We start from the raw sequence: 14,034 nt of genomic DNA on the forward strand, positions 1-14,034 counted from the left end.
ATGAACCGCCCTGCCGAGCCCCCCGCCGCTACGCCGGCGGCAGCTGAACCTCCGACCTCGCGCACTTCATGGGTCGCGAAGGCCGGGCGCGTGTTTCGTTTTATCGCGCAACGCGCCAACGAAGAAAAACTGCTCCAGGTCGCATCCAGCCTGACCTTCACGACAGTCCTGGCGATCGTTCCCATGCTGGCGGTGGTGCTGTCGCTGTTCACCGCCTTTCCCGTCTTCCAGGAATTCCGGGTCGCCCTCGAGGATTTCCTGACCAACAGCCTGATGCCGCCGTCCGTCTCGGACAACATCATGGAATACCTGAACCAGTTTGCGCGCCAGGCATCGCGCCTGACGGCAATCGGCGGCGCCTTCCTGCTGGTCACCTCGCTGTTGCTCATCATGACCATCGACCAGGCCTTCAACGACATCTGGCGCGTCTCGCGCCAGCGGCCATTGCCGCAGCGGGCGCTGGTCTACTGGGCCATCATCACGCTGGGCCCGGTCCTGGCCGGCGCCAGCCTCTGGGCGACGTCTTTCGTGGCCCGGGAATCGCTGGGGCTGGTCCAGGACGTGCCCGAGGCCGTCAGTGTCGCCATTTCCTTCATCCCGCTGATATTGACCGGGCTGGGCTTCGCGGCGCTGTTCGTCGTCGTGCCGAATCGCGACGTCCTGTGGCGGGACGCCCTGGTGGGCGGCAGCGTCACCGCCATCGTGCTGGAAATCATGAAGTCGGGGTTCGCCTACTACCTGACGCGGTTTCCCACCTACACGGTCATCTACGGCGCCTTCGCCACCCTGCCGATCTTCCTGCTGTGGATTTACCTGTCCTGGCTGGCGGTGCTGCTGGGCGCGACGCTGGCTTCAAGCGCCCCGCTCATCAGGCTGGGCCGCTGGAAGATCAACCGCTACCCCGGCGCGCCCTTCGTGGATGCCCTGGATGCCCTGCGCGCACTGCGCAAGGCGCAACTATCCAAAATCGACGGCCTCTCGCCGAACGCGCTGGCGGCGCAGCTGCGGCTGCATCAGGACGAACTTAACGAAGTGCTGGAATCGCTGAGCACCATGGGACTGGTCACGCGCAGCCCCGACGACAAATGGATGCTTACCTGCGATGCCAGGGAAACCTCCATGGCGCCGGTAGTCGACCATTTCCTGCTGGACCGCCGCCAGCAGCGCGTGCGCAACGACCCGGACATATTACGGGTCGCCGCGTCCGTGGATTCCCAGCAAAATAGCCCGACGCTGGAAGAACTTTGCGGAGAAGCGCAAAATACCGGAAATGGAGTCGCTCCCATACTGCAATTGGAAGCGAACAAGAAATAGCAAAGCATTCGGGCGTAGTCCGCCCGCAGGAGATACCGATGTTGAAGGTCAGCGAGATTTTGCGCGTCAAGGGCGATACGCTCTATACAGCGTCGCCGGACATGCCTGTTTCCCAGGCAGTGCAAACCATGAGCGAGCAGGACATAGGCTCGCTTGTAATCATGGAATTCGGCACCCTGACCGGCATGCTCACGTTCCGCGAGATCATCCGCCACATGCATGCGCATGGCGGAGCCGGCGAAACGACCATCCGCTCCATCATGGACGACGCGCCTGTCAGCGTGTCGCCCAACACCAGCGCCGACGAAGTCCAGCGCCTCATGCTGGAAAAGCACGCGCGCTACATCCCCGTCATGGACGGCCCGACGCTCATGGGCGTGATTTCCTTCTATGACATGGCCCAGGCCATCGTCGCGGCCCAGCAGTTCGAAAACAACATGCTGAAAGCCTACATCCGCGACTGGCCCACCGAAAGCGCCGAACCCGCGCAGTCCTGAGCCCCCGTCAGGCCCGCACGGGCCTGACGCAGACTCACATGCCGGCCGGCGCCGATTCGAACGCGGCGTCGCGCGCACCCGGCGCATGCCGCTGGCTGCGCCACGCGTCGTAGATCAGTTCCGGGTTGTTGGCCGCCAGCAAGGCCGGGTCCGACAGCATGCGCCGCCAGCGGCGCGCACCCGACTGGCCGTTCACCAGCCCCAGCATGGGGCGGGTCATCACCCGCAGCGGCACGCCCTTGGCGACCTGCCGTGCGGCGTATTCCGTCATGGCGTCCACCACCTGCGCGTCGCTGGGCAGCCGCACAGACGGCCACAGCTGCAAGGAAACCTCGGAAAGCACGCGCGGCGTATGCCAGGCGGCGCGGCCCAGCATCACGCCGTCGAAGGCTTCCGCCGCGCGCACTGACTGGCCGGAGTCGGCCAGACCGCCATTCAGCACAAACGTGCAATCCGGGAAATCGCGCTTGAGTTGCGTAACCACGTCGTAGCGCAGGGGCGGGATTTCGCGGTTGTCCTTGGGGGACAGCCCCTTCAGGACGGCATTGCGGGCATGCGCGATGAAAACCCGGCATCCGGTGTCATAGATCTTGCCGACGAAATCGCGAACGAAATCATAGGATTCGTCGTAATCCAGACCCAGGCGGTGCTTGACCGTGACAGGAATATCCACGGCGTCCTGCATGGCTTTCATGCAATCGGCCACAAGGGCGGGCTCCGCCATCAGGCAGGCGCCAAACGCCCCTTTTTGCACCCGTTCCGACGGGCAGCCGCAATTCAGGTTGATTTCGTCATAGCCCCACTGCCTGCCCAGCCGCGCGGATTGGGCCAGGGCGTCGGGCTCGCTGCCGCCCAACTGCAGCGCTACGGGGTGCTCGGCTTCATCGAAGTCCAGGTGGCGCGAGACATTGCCGTACAGCAGCGCGCCCGTGGTGATCATTTCCGTGTACAGGCGTGCGCGCGGGGCCAGCAGCCGGTGAAAGTAACGGCAATGGCGATCGGTAACGTCAATCATCGGGGCGACGCATAGCCGCCAATCGGGGGAGTCCAAGAATCACTCTACAAAACAAGGGGATGCGGTATTTTACGGTGCTTGACGGCATTATGTCCGGCGGCCGGATTCGTCCGCCCGCCGAACGGCCGCCGGAGCCCGCCCGCCATGTGGTCTAAAATTGCGCCGCCGCCGCCGTACAGGCATGTCCGAGCGTCCGTTAACCTCTCACACCCGAACATCCATGGCCGTATTCACCCCCGTTTCCGACGACGACGCGCGCGCCCTCCTGGCGCATTTCGATCTGGGCGAGTTCGTCTCGCTTCGAGGAATTACGGCGGGCATCGAGAACACCAATTATTTCCTGTACACGACCCGGGGCGAGTATGTCCTGACGCTGTTCGAAGTCCTGACTCAAGCCCAACTGCCCTTCTACATCGAGCTGATGTATCACCTGGCCGGGCGCGGCATTCCAGTTCCCCAGCCCCAAAACCTGCGTGACGGCACCCGCCTGACCACGCTGCACGGCAAACCCTGCGCCATTGTGTCGCGCCTGCCCGGCGGCTACGAGCCCGCGCCGGGCGCGGCCCACTGCGCGCTGGCGGGCGCCACGCTGGCCCGCGCCCACCTGGCTGGCCAGGACTTCCCCATCCGCCAGCCCAACCTGCGCGGGCTGTCGTGGTGGCTGGAAACGGCCCCCAAGGTCATGCCATTCCTGGATCCTGCCCAGGCCCAACTGCTTGCTTCGGAGCTGGCCTCGCAGCAGGCGGCCGCCGCCACGCCCGCGTGGCAGGCTTTGCCCACGGGGCCGGCCCATTGCGACCTCTTCCGCGACAACGTCCTCTTTGCGGGCACGTTCGAGAATCCGCTCATGGGCGGCATCATCGACTTCTACTTCGCGGGTTGCGACACCTGGCTGTTCGACGTGGCGGTCAGTGTCAATGACTGGTGCATCGAGCGCGACACGGGCGAATTCGTCCCCGAACTGGTCCAGTCCTGGCTGAATGCCTATGCCGCCGTGCGCCCCTTCACCGAAGGCGAGCGCGAAGCCTGGCCGCTCATGCTGCGGGCTGCGGCCCTGCGATTCTGGCTTTCCCGCCTGTACGACTTTTTCCTGCCGCGGCCGGCCCAGACCCTCAAGCCGCACGACCCTCGCCACTTCGAAAGAGTGTTGCAAGCGCGCCACCGCCCGGATCTGCCGATATTGCCGTAATCGTTACGCCCCCCATAATGGGAGCAGCACCTCCCTTTTGAGAGAACATTCCCTTTCAGAGAGCCATGCAAGCAGCATTTCTTCCCGCGACGTCCGGCTGGCTTTGGGTCCGAGACGGCTTCCGTCTGTTCCGCAAGCAGCCCCTGGCCATGTTCACCTGGGCCATGGCCATCAGCCTGCTGGTCGTCTTCGCCACCGCCACGCCGCCGGTGGGCCCGATGCTGGTCGTGGCCCTGATGCCCATCATCACCGTCATGACCTTATCGGCGTGCAAGCACGTGGAAGCCGACCGCGTCATGCTGCCGTCCATGTGGGGCAAGCCGCTCAAGCAGCCCGGCGTATTCAGGAAGCTGTTCCTGATGGGCGTGCTTTACGCGGCCCTCTGCATGGTGACCGGCCTGATCATTTTCCTGCCCTTCACCGACGCCATGATGGAAGGCATGCGTATCGCGTCCGTCGAGAAAAGCATGGAGCCCATCCTGTCGGCCATGGCGCTGCCGCTTGCGCTGTTTGCGATCTGCTACGTGGTGATCGCCGCCCTGTTCTGGCATGCGCCCGTGCTGGTCGCCTGGCACAGCCTGCGCCTGACTCAGGCGCTGTTCTTCTCAGGTATCGCCTGCTGGCGGAACAAGCTGCCCTTCCTGGTCTATGGCGCTTGCTGGATACTGGTATTCCTGTTCATCGACCTGTGCGCCGGGCTGCTGGTTGCCATCGGCTTGTCGCCGCAGATGGCGGGCACGCTGCAGATCCCGTTCAATATCGCGGCGGGCGGCGTACTGTATTGCAGCTTCTATCCGGCCTACACCTCCGTGTTCGGCATCAATAACGCCAGCTCGCATCTCGACAACGGCAACGGCGCGCAGGCATAGCGCCACGCGGCCTGGCGCCAATGCCCGGCGCCGCGCCACCACCCGCCCGTCCCGCGAGATGAACGCCACGTCGATGGCGTAGCGCATGCCAAAGGTATGCACGGCGGCGCAAGGAATCAGCATGACGCCGCACCGGGGCCCCGGCTCCTTGCGGCCCAGCAGGCCGCGCATCCTGCCGCGCCAGCTCTTGACCACCAGCAGACGCAGGCGGTCGGTCCGCCGGGATGTAGGCCCGTTCATTGCACGCTCTGCAGCAGTTGTACGGCAATGGGAAAAGCTAGCACGATGAAGGTGCACGGAAAGATGCAGCCGATCAGGGGCAGCAACATCTTCACGGGCGCCTGCATCGCCAACTGCTCCGCTCGCATGTGACGGTCGCTGCGGCATTGCGCCGCCTGCGCGCGCAGCACCGGCCCCAAGCTTGCGCCCAAGGCTTCCGCCTGCGCCAGGGCCGCCGCCCAGTTGCGTGCGAGCTGACTGTTGCTGCGATCGGCCAGCGCCTTGATCGCGGCGATTCTTGACACGCCCGCCCGCATCTCGGCCAAGGCATCCGCCAACGCATCCCGCAACACGCCGGGAGGCCCGCTCTGGGCCGCCAATTGCAAGGCCCCCTGCACACTCAGGCCCGCTTCCACGCACAACGTCATCATGTCGAACACGAACGGCAGATCCCGTTCGATGTTGCGGCGCCGCTGGTCCCCAAGGCGCCTCAGCCACAAGCCCGGGGCCGCCCCCGAGGCCAGCGTGGCGGCCCCGACCCAGGACGCCCAGGCCAGCGAGACCTCGGGGGCCGACGTCAAGACGGCCAGCGCCGCCAAACCGCCGCCGGCCAGCGCGGCGCTTGCGCATAGCGCCGCCAGGTGCGCATAGTCCACGCCGGCGGGCAACGCGGCTTGCTCGATTGCGCGCGTCAGACGAAGCCGCCAGCGCCACGAACACAATGATCCCGTCAGCGGCGCCACCGCGGAAATCCAAGGCCAGGCCGCCCGCCACCACCAGGGCATGGCCATGGAAGCCTCCTGATCTTCGTGCAGCAGCGGCCTCAGCAGAACCCAGGCCAGCCACGCGGTTCCACCAGCCGTGGTCAACATGCCCAAATACAGCCACATCGCGGCCTCCCGTCAGATGTCGATTCGCATGATGCGCCGGATCAGAAGCCCCCCCGCGACCTCTAGAACCCCTACAACGGCCAGCACGCCCCAGCCCATCGGGGTGTGCCATAACAGTCCCATCGTTTCAGGTGCCATGCGGTCCAGCACAGCCAGCAACAGCAAAGGCAGGGCGCCAACGATCCAGGCCTGCAGGCGTCCCTGCGACGTCAGCGCCCGCAGTTTTCCCTGCAACTGCAGCCTGGCGCGCAAGGTCTGGGCGATGCTCTCGAGCGCCTCAGCCAGATTGCCCCCCGTCTTGGCCGCGATCCGCATGGCCGCCACGACCAACGTCGTCGAGTCGGCCGGCATCCTGGCCTGAAGGTTGTCCAGCGCGGCATCCCATGGCACGCCAAGGCGCTGCTCGCGCAGCATCAGGCCGAATTCCTGCGCTAGCGGCGCCCCGCTCTGGTCCACGACGTGGCGCAGTCCGGTGGCCAATGCCACGCCCGCCCGCAACGCGGACGCCAACATCAGCAAAGCCATGGGCAACTGTTCTTCAAAGCGCCGAGCGCGCCTGCGGCGCAGGCCGTCCACCAGCAGCCGGGGCGCACGCGACGCCAGCGCCGCAAGCAGGACGGCGAGCATGCCGCTGCCCGTCGCGGCAAACGCCGCCAGCGCCGCCACCGCGGCGCAGCCGACGGCTCCCGCCCAAAGCTGCGCCGGGTCGATGAACAGGAACACTTCGCTCAGCCGGACGCCGGCCTCCTGCGTATAGACCTCCCGGTAGCGCCGCAGCGCGGGCGTGAACCAGTTCTGGGCGCGCCAGGCCAGCAGGCCCGCGCACAGCATGGCGGCTCCCGCCGCCAGCCAGATCATGGCTGACCCAGAGGAGAGGCCGCGACCGCCGGCACGCGGATCGTCGCGTCAGAGAACCAGGCGGTATCGAGCATTACGCCCTGCTCCGCCCATTCCTGCGAGAAGCTGGGCAAGCCGCCACAGCCGACAAATCCCCGATTGCGATCATGGCGGAACAGGTCCTGCAACTGGATACGCCCGCTCTCCATGCCGGACACCTCGACGATGGATGTCACGACGCGGCGCCCGTCCGTCAGCCGCGCCTGTTGGACCACAATGTCCACGCTGGCGGCAATGTGCTCGCGCACCGCGGACAGCGGCAGATCCAGGCCAGCCATCAGGATCATGGACTCCAGGCGCGCCAGCGCATCGCGCGGGGAGTTGGCATGCAAGGTGGTGAGCGAACCCTCATGCCCGGTGTTCATGGCCGTCAGCATGTCGAACGCCTCCGCACCGCGGCATTCGCCCACTACGATGCGGTCCGGCCGCATGCGCAAGGCATTGCGGACGAGCTCCCGGATATCAATGCGGCCTCGGCCCTCCTGGTTTGCCGGCCGCGCTTCCAGCCCCACAAGATGGCCGTGGTTCAGGCGCAGTTCCGCCGCATCCTCGATCGTGACGACCCGCTCGCCGTCCGGGATCTCGTTCGACAGGATATTCAGGAGCGTTGTCTTGCCGGCCCCGGTTCCGCCGGAAACCACCAGGTTCTTGCGCATCCTGACGCATAGCGCAAGAAACTGCGCCATGGGATTGCTCAGGGCGCCCAACGCGATCAGGTCCGGCATCTGCGGACGCTGCCGAGGAAATTTCCGTATCGTCAGGCTGGCGCCCTTCATCGCCACCGGCGGGATGACGGCGTGCACGCGCGACCCATCCGGCAGTCGTGCATCCACCATGGGCGAGCTTTCGTCGATGCGCCTGCCTAGCGGCGTCACGATGCGTTCTATCACCCAGCGCACGGACTGCTCGCTGGTGAAGGCGGCCTGCTGGCGCCACAGGCGCCCTCCACGCTCGACGTAGATCTCGTCGTAGCGATTGACCATGATCTCCGTGACGTCCGCCGCGGCCAGCAACGGTTCGAGCGGCCCCAGACCAACCGCTTCATCCAGCACGTCCCTGCACAACGAGACCCTGTCCGCATCCGCGGGAAGTTCGGAATCAGCGGCGACGATATGCGTCAGCAAGCGCTCGGCTTCAGCGCGCAGCGTGCCGTCGCTCATTCCCGCCACGTCGCGCCGACGCAGGTCCAGCGCGCTCAGCAAAGCGGCATGCAGGCGGCGGCGATCATGCAAGCGGTGACGCGACGGCGCAGACTGCGGGAGGGGCGATGCGGCGGAATCGCCCCCGGTTCGAGGCGAGTCGAGAAGCCCGGACGCGGGCGACGCCGCCTCCGCATTACCGCCCGGCGCGGGGCTTTCCGGTTCGGCCAGGGACACCCGCAACCGACAGGGTCCTATCAGGATCTCGTCGTCCGGCAGCACGGGAGCATGACGCGCCACACGCTCGCCATTCACCACGGTGCCTGCGAACGTACCCAGGTCCTCGAGAACGATATCGGCCTCTTCACGCGACAGGCGGGCGTGTTGGCGCCCGACTCGCCAGGTCGGTATGCGCAATCCGCAATCTGCTCCCCGCCCGATAAGCACCGGCGCGGGAATGTCCAGACAGCGCGTGGCGGCATCTTCGAATGTCATTTCAATCTTGAGCATCGGCCTACTCCGGCATGGATGGGTTGACATCGTCCGGCCTGCCCGCCCATTGGGATCCCGCGCCTGAATAGGGATCCCAGCTGCCGGCATTGACGGGCGCCGTCGTGCCCAGTTGAGGCGGTTCGGGGAATGCGGTCTGCAACGTTTCCCGCCCTAGCCGCACCCGGCTCTCCATCGCGGGATCGCCCTGCGACACGATCTTCGGCGTCACGAAGATGGCCAGCTCGGTTTCGCGCCGCTGATAGCGACGTGACGAAAACAAAGCGCCCAGGATGGGAATGTTCTGCAGCCCGGGCAGTCCGCTGGCCTCTTTGCCTTGCTCTCGCGACAGAAACCCGCCAATGACCAGCGTGTTGCCGGACCGGACGTTGAACTCGGTGGATGCCCGCCGCGTGCGCAAGGCAGGCCCGCCGGGCAGGCTCAGCGACGTATCCACCGAGCTGGCCTCCACTTCGATCAAGGACCGGATAATTCCGTTGCGGTCTATCCGGGGCGTGATGTTCAGCGAAACACCGTAAGGCTTGAATAGCGTCGTGGGGTTGCCGCGGGCATCGGTGGACGCGTAGGGCACCTCTCCGCCAGCCAGGAAGCTTGCGCTCGCCCCGCTGCGCGCAAGCAGTTGCGGCTGCGCAAGCATCACGGCCTCTCCGGTCTGCGCCAGCGCCGCAATACGTGCCGACAGCAAGGCGTTGACGCCAAAGTAACCCGCTGCGGCAGAGACCGGAGCAGTGGTTTCGATGACCTGTTCGCCAGGCCGCAGCATGCGGCCGCGAGATCCGCCGTCCCAGGCCACTCCGGCGTTGACACCGCCTTGCGTCATTCCGTCCCAGCGCACGCCGAACTCCTGCAACCGGGATGTCGGGATTTCGACCACTTGCATATCCAGCAGCACCATGCGGTCCCAGCCGACCTGCCCCGTGAAATCGAGCACGGCCGGATAACGGTCGGCCAGGGCCGCAATGCGGGCGCGGTCGTCATCGGACAAGTCATCGCCCTCGATCAGAATGCGCCCGCCCACGTTCGTGCTGCGGGCGCCGGGAATGCGCGAAAGCAGGCTCTGGACTTCGGCGCGCAAGCGGGGCGTTCCAGCGGGCACCACCCGCAGCTCGTAAGCGGCGATGCGGTCGCGGCCTGCCCAGACATGCACGGACGACACGCCTTCGGCACGGGCAAAGACCACGACCTCTCGCCCTTCGGCGGCCACCGCACTGAGCACCTGGCTGTTGCCAATGGCCACCCGCCTGACTCCGGGGTGCGGCAATACGCGTGTTTCGCCGACTTGCAACTCCAGCATTTCGGTTGCGGGCCAGGCTGGCATCGCTGCCAGGCAGAGGCACAACGCCAGGATTACATGGATGCGAGTCATGGACGCTCCGCTTCGAAACCAGCCCGCCCCTCCAGGCGATCGCCATAAAGGATGGATACGCCGGGCGCGGGCCTGGGCCCTGAATCCAGACCCATGAGCGACGCGAGATCGCCTTGCACGGGCACATTGACCGCCGCCGCGTCATCGCGATTGCGCAGCATGACGGTCAGCGCGCCTGCCTGCCGCGCCGCGATGAACCGCAATGCCTCGTCCGGCGTGGCCGCCAACGTGACATTGCCGGGTCCGTCGACGCCGTTGGCCACGGTCAGTACACGCATGCCCTGCAGCACCGGAACGGTATGCTCCCGCTGACGATGAGAGAACGTCGCATAAACGTCGATCGAATCGCCCGCTCGCAGCATGTCCGCCAGGCCGCCCAGATCGCCTGCGGCAACCGTGAGCGCGCGTTGCCCGGCCCGAAGCCGGGACGACAAGGTGGGTACCGGCGCATTGAACGACAGAAACCCCCGCAAGAACGGTTCACCATGGGCAACGTCGGCAATAAGCGTGGCCCCGAGCACGCTGCTCAGTTCCAGCGGATCCACGCTGGCGCCGGGCGCCCAGGGTTGCGGGATCTCGCGCACCGCCACATGCACTTCTTCCAGCAGTGTCCCCGCCGGCAGATCGTAGGCCGCCACCAGACGGCTCACCATTGGAGTGCGAGCCTCGGCCTCCAGTGCCTGAACACGTTGCTGCACGTGCTCCCGGACCGCCCAGGCCGCGACCAGACCGGCAAGCATCGCCAGGACATACACGCTTGCCCGGCGCAGACGCGCGGCGCCGCGCAGGATCCCGCCCTTCATTGCGTCCACCCGTTGACCAGCAGTCCGCTGCCGGTGTCCAGCGGCACCAGCCACAGCTTCATGCGTTCGCGCTCCCGGCCCCACCATTGTTCGACACCGGCCTGCGCATGATCTGCGCCCCCAGCACCGAGACGGGCCCATCCGTCTTGTTTCAGGCCAGCATCGAGCAACCGCGCAATCCTGTCGGGAGGCAGCGCATGCTGCCATATGCGCTCGGACATTCTTGCGCCGTTTTCCGTCATGGACACGTCCAGCCTGAGACGGGCCCCGTCCGGCAGCCAAGCCGGCCGGGGAATGACGGGAACAGCCCGGACGTTCGTGGCCGATATGCTTCCCACGGTGCGTTCGGCGCCCGCCGCCTCCATTCGCGCAATCCAACGGTCATCGCCCACCTGCCCCGAAAGGATCAATTGCCCCGGCAGCACATGCAGATCCGCAAGGGCCGGTTGCTGGCCGGACAGTGCGCGAGCAAGGACGGCGGGCCTTTGGGGGACATCGAACACCAGTACTTGGGCCGGCATGCCATGCACCCAAACGCGCTCGGCCAGCAGTTCGTGCGCCGATCCCGCTGGGAAGCGCAAGCTTTTCAGGCCGGCGGCGCCCCCAGCCGCGTATCCGCCGGCCGGCAGGACGGCCAGCGCCAGGCACATGCCGATCACGGATATCCGTCCGGCGGCGCGTAGACGTCCCTGAGAAAATTCCAGGTCGGGTATGGTCGATGTCATCTGGTTTGCTCCTTGTCCTTGCTTAACCGGTCCGCGGGCACCACATCCGCCCAAGCCGACAGCCAGTCCAGCGACAGCCTAGGCCTTCCCCAAGCCCCGTCCGCCCTGCCCACCGGGCCCTGCATTCGTGTTGCCTCGGACAGCGAACTCTGCCCGGCTTGCCGCCAACCCGTGCTCGCCTGCCCCACGCGCCACTGGGCATCGGCGTCGCCGTGCGCATAACCAGCCCCGCTTGCCGTGCTGAGACGACGAGCAATGGACGGCCAGGCGGATGGGGCTGCGGCTTGCGGTTGCGACCGGGTTTCCACCGACAGCATCGTCAGCCCCGCGCGAAACCATTCGTCCTGCAGCGTGGCGGCCAGTCGCGGCGCCACGCCGGTCAGCGCATGGGCATCGCTGGACAAGTCCATGCCAGCAGGCGCCCGCAGCATTGCCAGCGGCTGCCCCAGCGCACCGGCCATGACCGCCTTGCGGCTGGCCTGCGTCGTCTGTTGCGCGGAAAACTGCAGCTTTCCGATGCCTGCTATTGCCCAAAGCAACAACGCTATAAGCGGCAGCATCAGCAGCGCCTCAATCACGGCCTGTCCGTTTTGCCGGAATGCAACCCTGGTCATGGCGCCCCCCTTGCCTGCAAGGCTTCGTGGGGCCGGACGGCCGATAGGCGGGCCTGCCAGTACGGCCGGAACAACGTCGCCAATTCAGATCGGCCATCAGTGCGCGGTTCTGGACGAGCGAAATAGGTTTCGGCCGCGCTGCTCACGGCGACGGCGCTAGACCGCCCCAAAGCGGCATAGCGGAACACGCCGGCCGGCGCAGCCACGGAACTATCCGAATCCGTGGTCTTGAGCGCCGCCGAATCCAGGCTGACTGCCACGGCAAAGCGCAGCGGATCGCCAGCGCGCGCCCGCACTACCTCGCGATAGGCGGGCAACCCGCCGCCAGGCCAACGCTGCGCCGACGCCATCGCATAGGAGTTGGCCATGGGATTGGTGGCGCCGCTGAAAATGTCCCAGGACGTGGAATGCTCGACCCAGCGCCAAAAGTCCTCCTGCGAGAAGTCTGGCGGGGGTTCGTCCACGTATTCCACGTCGCTCGGCGCCTTGCTTTTCTCGCCCTGCGCCGTGCCCCAGCCCATTGCGTATTCGCGGTAATAGCAGCCTATCCAGCGGTTTGAACGCAGCGCGTGATATGACTGGGTGTCCAAGGCCCCCCATCGTCCGTCGGGCCCCAGCCACGTCGAACCCCGCCGCCGCAATTCGTGGCGATGCAATGGACAGCGCGGATTGACCATCCAGGAATTGCGACGAGTCTGGCTTCGGCTGCCCAGGAACCCGTAGCGCCCGGCGGCCTCTTCCGTGGCCGGGCGCAAACCCGCCTTTCGCGTGGCAGGGCTGCGCTCGGTATAGCCGGGCCACCCGTCCGCCAGCAGGCGCAGCGAGATGGGAGATGACGGCGTTCCATCTGGCAAGCCGATGCCGGCAAGGTCCGGATAGTTGGCCGCTAGCACCCTGCGCATGATGCGGTCGCGGGATGCGGCAAGATCAGCAACGATCTCGCGCGCCGCAGCCTCGAGCACCTGGTGCACGATCCGGTCGTGCTGACCGAACGCGCGGGCCAGCCGGACAGGCGCATCGGCCGGCGCGTGCGCGGTTTGATAGGCAAGCCCCATTTCCGGACCAAACAACATCGCAATCAGGCCGGCCGGTGGATTGGCGCGGTTGCGCTGCGATTGCAGGGCCTGGATGTACTGCGCCGACGCGCCCAGCGTGACCAGATGCGCCATGGCGACCTGATGCGCGATCTGGCTGCGGTTGATGTAGGCAATGCCATTGAGCGCACGCGCCTGTTCAAGCGCCCCGCTGTATGCCGCCGCGTCCGCGGCATGAGTCAGCCGGCTGCGCGCTTCGACCGTCTGGCCCAGGTTGTACAAAACAACAAGCGACGTCGCAGCAAGGGTCGCCACCAGCATGCCCAGCACCAGCGCCTGCCCTTGCTGGTGGGGCGTCATCGGCACCGGATGCGCGCTCAATTTGCGCTCTCGGCGTTGCCGGTGAAGGACTTGAGCGAACGCGCCTTGGTCTGCGCGGCAGCCTTTTGGGCTGCCTGCTGCGCGGCGCGCGACTGCGTGCCGCCATCTTCGCCTGCCAGTTCTCGCGCCATGGCGGCGGTCTGCGAGCGCACGACCTGGCCAAAGTACTGGTACACGGCAATCGCCGCGACGGCCACCAAGGCCACGACCACGATGTACTCAGTCAGACTGTCGATAAAACACCATATGGTGTTGATATCACACAGATTTTTATCGTCGACTGTCTAATACGATAAGGCAAACTGGCACATGTAAGCCTTTGATTTGCCATGGAGGACGGAGCAGTATTAGACAGCAAAAGACTGTATGCTTGTCCAGGTGATATCCTGCTTCATCGCTCTATCCGAGCGCCCCGAAGGCTGCAGGACATGTACACACTGGCAGGAGAAAAAGGCTTGCCACGAACGCAGAACTTCGCTCTTGGGACGGGGCGCCTGCCTTATGCCGTCAAAGAATCTTTCTCAAACCGTCGCCGCCGCCCCTAGTCCGTTCACACGCGCCAGGCTTAAGCG

14 protein-coding genes and 1 pseudogene are annotated in these 14,034 nt (G+C 65.9%); 4 read left to right on the forward strand and 11 right to left on the reverse strand.

The features are described from left to right. Both KYC_RS17865 and KYC_RS17870 read left to right on the forward strand, forming a co-directional pair. Complete coding sequence (locus tag KYC_RS17865) at positions 1–1,314, forward strand: YihY family inner membrane protein (RefSeq protein ID WP_043518815.1); 1,314 nt, start codon at positions 1–3, stop codon at positions 1,312–1,314. A gap of 38 nt (positions 1,315–1,352) precedes the next feature. Further along, a complete protein-coding gene (locus KYC_RS17870) occupies positions 1,353–1,811 on the forward strand; it encodes a CBS domain-containing protein (protein WP_043518816.1) in 459 nt (152 codons plus the stop codon). A 34-nt stretch (positions 1,812–1,845) separates the two neighbouring features. Here the strand turns inward: KYC_RS17870 and dusA are convergent, their stop codons facing one another. Next, positions 1,846–2,862, reverse strand: a complete 1,017-nt coding sequence (gene dusA / locus KYC_RS17875) for a tRNA dihydrouridine(20/20a) synthase DusA (RefSeq protein WP_081478059.1) — start codon at positions 2,860–2,862, stop codon at positions 1,846–1,848. A 184-nt stretch (positions 2,863–3,046) separates the two neighbouring features. Between dusA and KYC_RS17880 the strand changes: the two genes are divergently transcribed. Next, positions 3,047–4,015, forward strand: coding sequence for a homoserine kinase (locus KYC_RS17880; RefSeq protein ID WP_008164915.1), 969 nt, complete (start codon positions 3,047–3,049; stop codon positions 4,013–4,015). 65 nt (positions 4,016–4,080) lie between these two features. Then, positions 4,081–4,884 carry a BPSS1780 family membrane protein gene (locus KYC_RS29910; RefSeq protein WP_008164917.1) on the forward strand — a complete coding sequence of 268 codons (804 nt, stop codon included), beginning with the start codon at positions 4,081–4,083 and terminating at the stop codon, positions 4,882–4,884. A gap of 6 nt (positions 4,885–4,890) precedes the next feature. Here KYC_RS29910 and KYC_RS30135 read toward each other — a convergent pair. From KYC_RS30135 to KYC_RS17930, 10 genes and pseudogenes are all read right to left on the reverse strand, one after another. After that, positions 4,891–5,124: pseudogene (locus tag KYC_RS30135) on the reverse strand (DUF192 domain-containing protein); the annotation flags it as partial. Beyond that, positions 5,121–5,993, reverse strand: a complete 873-nt coding sequence (locus KYC_RS17890) for a type II secretion system F family protein (RefSeq protein WP_008164918.1) — start codon at positions 5,991–5,993, stop codon at positions 5,121–5,123. The gene KYC_RS17890 and the pseudogene KYC_RS30135, both read right to left, overlap by 4 nt. A 12-nt stretch (positions 5,994–6,005) precedes the next feature. Next, positions 6,006–6,851, reverse strand: coding sequence for a type II secretion system F family protein (locus KYC_RS17895; protein ID WP_008164919.1), 846 nt, complete (start codon positions 6,849–6,851; stop codon positions 6,006–6,008). Then, positions 6,848–8,539 (reverse strand): TadA family conjugal transfer-associated ATPase, encoded by a 1,692-nt coding sequence (locus tag KYC_RS17900; protein ID WP_043518819.1) that lies wholly within the window; start codon positions 8,537–8,539, stop codon positions 6,848–6,850. Before KYC_RS17900 ends, KYC_RS17895 begins: the two co-directional genes overlap by 4 nt. A 4-nt stretch (positions 8,540–8,543) precedes the next feature. After that, complete coding sequence (locus KYC_RS17905; RefSeq protein WP_043518821.1) at positions 8,544–9,905, reverse strand: type II and III secretion system protein family protein; 1,362 nt, start codon at positions 9,903–9,905, stop codon at positions 8,544–8,546. Then, positions 9,902–10,708, reverse strand: coding sequence for a Flp pilus assembly protein CpaB (cpaB, locus tag KYC_RS17910; protein WP_008164922.1), 807 nt, complete (start codon positions 10,706–10,708; stop codon positions 9,902–9,904). Before cpaB ends, KYC_RS17905 begins: the two co-directional genes overlap by 4 nt. Beyond that, positions 10,705–11,358 carry a hypothetical protein gene (locus KYC_RS17915; RefSeq protein ID WP_238531954.1) on the reverse strand — a complete coding sequence of 218 codons (654 nt, stop codon included), beginning with the start codon at positions 11,356–11,358 and terminating at the stop codon, positions 10,705–10,707. The genes cpaB and KYC_RS17915 overlap by 4 nt, the downstream gene beginning before the upstream one ends. Positions 11,359–11,429: 71 nt before the next feature. After that, the gene (locus tag KYC_RS17920) at positions 11,430–12,047 is read right to left on the reverse strand and encodes a hypothetical protein (protein WP_008164925.1); all 618 of its coding nucleotides are present in this window, start codon (positions 12,045–12,047) and stop codon (positions 11,430–11,432) included. Then, positions 12,044–13,441 (reverse strand): pilus assembly protein TadG-related protein, encoded by a 1,398-nt coding sequence (locus KYC_RS17925; protein WP_008164927.1) that lies wholly within the window; start codon positions 13,439–13,441, stop codon positions 12,044–12,046. Before KYC_RS17925 ends, KYC_RS17920 begins: the two co-directional genes overlap by 4 nt. 17 nt (positions 13,442–13,458) lie before the next feature. Further along, positions 13,459–13,689, reverse strand: a complete 231-nt coding sequence (locus KYC_RS17930) for a hypothetical protein (RefSeq protein ID WP_050814909.1) — start codon at positions 13,687–13,689, stop codon at positions 13,459–13,461. Positions 13,690–14,034 lie beyond the last annotated feature (345 nt).

It is taken from the genome of Achromobacter arsenitoxydans SY8 (genome assembly GCF_000236785.1).
In the GTDB taxonomy this organism is placed as follows: domain Bacteria; phylum Pseudomonadota; class Gammaproteobacteria; order Burkholderiales; family Burkholderiaceae_B; genus Achromobacter; species Achromobacter arsenitoxydans.

Excerpts from the sequence above, each read along its gene's own strand:
- KYC_RS17865 (WP_043518815.1), top strand. The coding sequence starts at position 1 with ATGAACCGCCCTGCCGAGCCCCCCGCCGCTACGCCGGCGGCAGCTGAA.
- KYC_RS17870 (WP_043518816.1), top strand. The coding sequence starts at position 1,353 with ATGTTGAAGGTCAGCGAGATTTTGCGCGTCAAGGGCGATACGCTCTAT.
- KYC_RS17880 (WP_008164915.1), top strand. The coding sequence starts at position 3,047 with ATGGCCGTATTCACCCCCGTTTCCGACGACGACGCGCGCGCCCTCCTG.
- KYC_RS29910 (WP_008164917.1), top strand. The coding sequence starts at position 4,081 with ATGCAAGCAGCATTTCTTCCCGCGACGTCCGGCTGGCTTTGGGTCCGA.
- KYC_RS17890 (WP_008164918.1), bottom strand. The coding sequence starts at position 5,993 with ATGTGGCTGTATTTGGGCATGTTGACCACGGCTGGTGGAACCGCGTGG.
- KYC_RS17895 (WP_008164919.1), bottom strand. The coding sequence starts at position 6,851 with ATGATCTGGCTGGCGGCGGGAGCCGCCATGCTGTGCGCGGGCCTGCTG.
- KYC_RS17900 (WP_043518819.1), bottom strand. The coding sequence starts at position 8,539 with ATGCTCAAGATTGAAATGACATTCGAAGATGCCGCCACGCGCTGTCTG.
- KYC_RS17905 (WP_043518821.1), bottom strand. The coding sequence starts at position 9,905 with ATGACTCGCATCCATGTAATCCTGGCGTTGTGCCTCTGCCTGGCAGCG.
- cpaB (WP_008164922.1), bottom strand. The coding sequence starts at position 10,708 with ATGAAGGGCGGGATCCTGCGCGGCGCCGCGCGTCTGCGCCGGGCAAGC.
- KYC_RS17915 (WP_238531954.1), bottom strand. The coding sequence starts at position 11,358 with ATGTGCCTGGCGCTGGCCGTCCTGCCGGCCGGCGGATACGCGGCTGGG.
- KYC_RS17920 (WP_008164925.1), bottom strand. The coding sequence starts at position 12,047 with ATGACCAGGGTTGCATTCCGGCAAAACGGACAGGCCGTGATTGAGGCG.
- KYC_RS17925 (WP_008164927.1), bottom strand. The coding sequence starts at position 13,441 with ATGACGCCCCACCAGCAAGGGCAGGCGCTGGTGCTGGGCATGCTGGTG.